The following is a 4,068-nucleotide window of genomic DNA, read 5'->3' on the forward strand; positions in this document are numbered from 1 at the left end:
GCCCCCTCACCGACGGGTGAGGGGGCGCGGCCGACGCGTCTTGGGGACTAGGAGGCGGCAGCCGCCACCTTCAGCTCGACGGTCAGGGTCGCGCCGCCGGTGGTGGTGATCCGCAGCAGGTACGTGCCCTCCGTGTCGTCCGCGTACAGCTTCGGCAGCTTCAGCAGGCCGTCCTTGCCGGTCTCCAGGCCCGCGAGGGTGCGTACCGTCTTGCCGTCGGCGTCCTTGAAGTACGGGCCCTTGTCGTTCTCGGTGGCGTCGTCCGCCGTCTTGATGAGCGTGGCGGTCGCGGCGACTCCGTCCGCGACGGCACCCTTGTAGGTGGCCTTCACCTCGACCTCGTCCGCGAACTCGGCGCCCGGGACACAGGTCAGCGCGGTGTCGGTGGTCCGGGCGAGGGCGTCGGCCTGGCGGGCGGTGACCGTCGCCGCGTAGTCGAGGCCCGAGACGGTGCGGCCGACGACGGTGGCGCGCACCTTGAAGGCGCCGGTCTTCTCGCCCGCCTTGAGGGCGGGCGCGGTCGCCACACCGGAGGCGTTGGTGACGACGGTCGCGACGCTCTCGCCGCCCGTGAAGGTCGTGTCGGTGTCGCCGGTGATCGTGAACCGGACCCGGACCTTCGCGACGGCCTTGCCCGCCTTGGTCTCCGTACGGGCGCTGATCTTCTCGGCGAAGGTGTCGCCCGCGGTCGCGGTGAGCTTCCCGGTGCCCGCGTCCTCCAGGTGGTCCACCGTCTCGGTGGGCGTGGGTGACGGGGGCGCCGGCGGCGTCGTGGTGGGCGGAGGCGTCGTGGGCGGGGTCGTGGCCGGCGGCTTCGGCTTCGGGCTCGTGGTGCCGCCGCCCGGGCTCTGGCTGCTGGGCGGAGTGGACGCCGGAGACGTCGGACCGGGGCTCGCGCCGCCGGTGCCGTTGTCGCTGCGGTTGGAGGGCAGCGAGCCCGTGCCGTCCGGGACCTCGTGAGTGCCCTTGCGGTAGTACTCCAGCCACGACAGGACGGTGTTCAGATAGTCCGTCGAGTTGTTGTAGCTGAGGATCGCGCGCCTGAGGTCGGCGCTGTCGGACAGGTCCCAGTTGAACCGGCACAGGTAGTGGCCGGCCGCGAGGGCCGCGTCGTAGATGTTGTTGGGGTCCTTCTTGCCGTCGCCGTTGCCGTCACGGCCCGACCACTCCCAGGTGGAGGGGATGAACTGCATGGGGCCCACGGCACGGTCGTGGGTGGTGTCCCCGTCGTACAGGCCGCCGTCGGTGTCGGTGATCCGCGCGAAGCCGACGCCGTTGAGGACCGGGCCGAGGATCGGGGTGATCGTGGTGCCGTTGGCGTCGACGTTGCCGCCGCGGGCCTGGCCGGACTCGACCTTGCCGATGGCCGCGAGGAGTTGCCAGGGGAGGTTGCACCCGGGCTTGGAACCGGCCAGCGACGTCTCGGCCTTCTTGTAGGCGTCGAGGACGGTCGCGGGTATGCCCGCTTCGGCGTTGCCTGCGGCACCGGGGGCGTCACTGCTCGCGCTGGGTGACGGTGTCGGGCTGTTGAGCGGCGGGAGGTCCGTGTAATAGGGCGAGTTGCCGGTCGCGCTGTCGTCGGCGTTCACATCGGGCGAGGGCTGGGAGTTGGCGTTCTGCCTGCCCTGGGGGGTGTCCGTGACACCCGGGGCCTGGGATGCGGACAGAGCCGCGACCGCGAGTGCGGCCACGGCGGTGGTCGCCGCCCCCTTGACGACTCGCCTGCCGAATTGCGCCGCCATTGCGTGAACCCCTCCCGTGGACGTCCGTCCGTGTTCCGCGCGTTCCCCTGCTGTCCGGTCGTGCGGCCGTATGCCCCCCATACGGCAACCCAGGCGACCCTACGACAACTTCTGCCGCGCAGACACCTGTTCGGAGCCGGTCTTCACCGGTTGGCCATATCCCGTTTGTCCTTCCCCTGCGGCTCCCCGCCATGCCGTGGAGCCGGGAACCGTTTCCGCATACCGGTCGTCACCGATCATGGAGCCCTTCGGTCCGGTCAACACTGTTCGCTTGGAGCCCAGTTGCCGTTCACACTCAGTCACGCCGCGGCCGTCCTGCCGGCGGTGCGCGCCGACGGGTCCGGACGGGGACGGCTGGTCCCGGCCGCGCTCGTGGCCGGTTCGTTCGCGCCCGACATGACCTATTACGCGGCGAGTGTGCTGCCGGAGGCAATGGAGTTCGGCGATTTCACGCACTCCCTCACCGGGGTGTTCACCTTCGACGTCCTGGTCGCCTGGGCGCTCGTGGGCGCCTGGCTGGTACTGCGGGAACCGCTGGTGGCGCTGCTGCCGCGGAGCCGGCAGGGACGGATCGGCGCCCTCCTGCGCTGCGGTGCGCCGCACGCCCGTCCGCGCCCCTCGCTCGCCCTGTGGTGGTACGTGTCCGCGGTGACCGGGGCGCTCACCCATGTCGTGTGGGACGCGTTCACGCATCTCGACCGGTGGGGCATGCGGGTCCTGCCCGTCCTCGGACGGGAGATCGCGGGCTCGCCCCTGTACTGGTATCTGCAGTACGGCGGTTCGGCGCTCGCGGCCGTGGTGATCACGGTGTTCCTGGTGGTGGCCCTGCGGCGGCAGCCCGACGCCGAACCGGTGGGGGTGCCCGTGCTCTCGGTACGTGACCGGTGGCTCGCGGGGGCCCTCATCGGCGGCTTCGCGGTGGTGGCGGCCGTGCAGCGGGCGACGCGGTGGTGGGACTACTGGGGGTCGCGGGCCGAGCCCTGGGAGCTGATTCCCACCGTGTGCTTCGGGGCGGGGGCGGGGCTGGCCGTCGGGTTCGCCGCGTACGCCGTGGCGGTCAGGGTGTGGCGTCCGGCTCCGGTTCGTCCCGGCCCGGCAGCGGCTCGTACGGAGCCGAGCCGTCCGATTCCTCGCTGAGCGGTGCCTCCGGCGTCTCCTGGATGAGCGAACGGTCGGGGCCGCGCCTCTGCCCCAGACCCCGGTGCACGACCTGGGCGATGCGTTCGATGGTGCGGACGCCGTACGCCTTCGTGGGGTTGTCGTGGGTCAGGACGACGACGCGCCAGCCGTGGGTGGAGCGGGGCAGCCAGCCGTTCTTCACCTGCGCCCTGAAGCCGCGCGGCATGCCCGCGGGGACGCCCCAGCGCTGGTCCGCGCGGGCCTCCGCGAGCAGTCCGAGGGCGCGGGTGAGGGAGCGGCCCAGGTTCTCGGCCCGCCGCAGCAGCCCCTCCATGATCAGCACCTTGGCGATGCCCGCGGAGTCGTACTGGCGCTCGCCCGCCCGTTCGCAGACCAGGCCCAGGTCGTCGCGCACGACCACGGAGACGGTGCCGCGCCCGGACGACAGCGCGGCGTGGATGTCGCGCGACAGGCGGGCGGCGAGGCCGGGGGCGTGGGGGGCGTGGCAGGTGGGGCCGTCAGGATCCGCGGGGTCGTCCGGCAGGAAACGGTGGCTGGTCGTGTCGGCCTGCCAGGGGCGGCCGTCGAAGGTGCCCGCCGGGAATCTGGGGGTGGCCGCGGTGGCCGAGACGGCGGAGATCGGGGTGAGGAGGGTGGAGGCGAGGGCTGCGACCAGGGCGGTGCGGCAGTGCCGTACGTGCGGTACGTATCGCGTGTTCCGTATGTGCGGTATGTGAGGACCCATGCCCGCATCCTGGCGGGGGCTCCGTTGGGGGGCGCCTGGTCGGGGTCCAGGCGGGTGACGGGGCCTGCGACCGGCCACGTTCCGACTGCGGGCCCGGCGGGGGCGGGCCGCGCAGTTCCCCGCGCCCCTGAAGGGCGAAGGACTGCCCCGCTGCCCGCGCCCTTGAAGAGCGAAAGGACTGCGCAGTTCCCCGCGCCCCCAAAGACAAAAGACTGCGCCGCTCCCCGCGCCCCTGAAAGACGGGGCTGCGCCCCTGTCTTTCGTCTCAGCGTGCACGAGACGGCCGACGCCAAGCCACCCCAGGGGCGCGAGGAACTGCGCGACCAGCCACGACGGACCCACACCAGCCTTCCGGCCCCCACCCAAACCCACCCGGGGGCGCGGGGAACTGCGCGGCCCACCCCCGCCGGGCCCGCAGGCGATATCCGGCCCCCCCCCCGGCCGACCCCGGGGCGCGGGGAA

At 72.7% G+C, this 4,068-nt stretch carries 3 protein-coding genes; 1 reads left to right on the forward strand and 2 read right to left on the reverse strand.

The features are described 5' to 3' along the window. Positions 1-47: 47 nt before the first annotated feature. Positions 48-1,742, reverse strand: a complete 1,695-nt coding sequence (locus ACFVH5_RS44050; protein ID WP_385839315.1) for a lytic transglycosylase domain-containing protein — start codon at positions 1,740-1,742, stop codon at positions 48-50. A 282-nt stretch (positions 1,743-2,024) separates the two neighbouring features. On the opposite strand from ACFVH5_RS44050, the gene ACFVH5_RS44055 reads away from it, so the two are divergent. Beyond that, positions 2,025-2,879: a DUF4184 family protein gene (locus tag ACFVH5_RS44055; protein WP_385839317.1), complete on the forward strand. Its 855-nt coding sequence runs from the start codon at positions 2,025-2,027 to the stop codon at positions 2,877-2,879. Here ACFVH5_RS44055 and ACFVH5_RS44060 read toward each other — a convergent pair. Next, on the reverse strand, positions 2,800-3,606 hold the full coding sequence (locus ACFVH5_RS44060) for a hypothetical protein (protein ID WP_385839318.1): 807 nt from the start codon (positions 3,604-3,606) through the stop codon (positions 2,800-2,802). The genes ACFVH5_RS44055 and ACFVH5_RS44060 overlap by 80 nt on opposite strands. Positions 3,607-4,068: the final 462 nt, after the last annotated feature.

Source organism: Streptomyces sp. NPDC127119 (genome assembly GCF_042677425.1).
Lineage (GTDB): Bacteria > Actinomycetota > Actinomycetes > Streptomycetales > Streptomycetaceae > Streptomyces.

Excerpts from the sequence above, each read along its gene's own strand:
- ACFVH5_RS44050 (WP_385839315.1), bottom strand. The coding sequence starts at position 1,742 with ATGGCGGCGCAATTCGGCAGGCGAGTCGTCAAGGGGGCGGCGACCACC.
- ACFVH5_RS44060 (WP_385839318.1), bottom strand. The coding sequence starts at position 3,606 with ATGGGTCCTCACATACCGCACATACGGAACACGCGATACGTACCGCAC.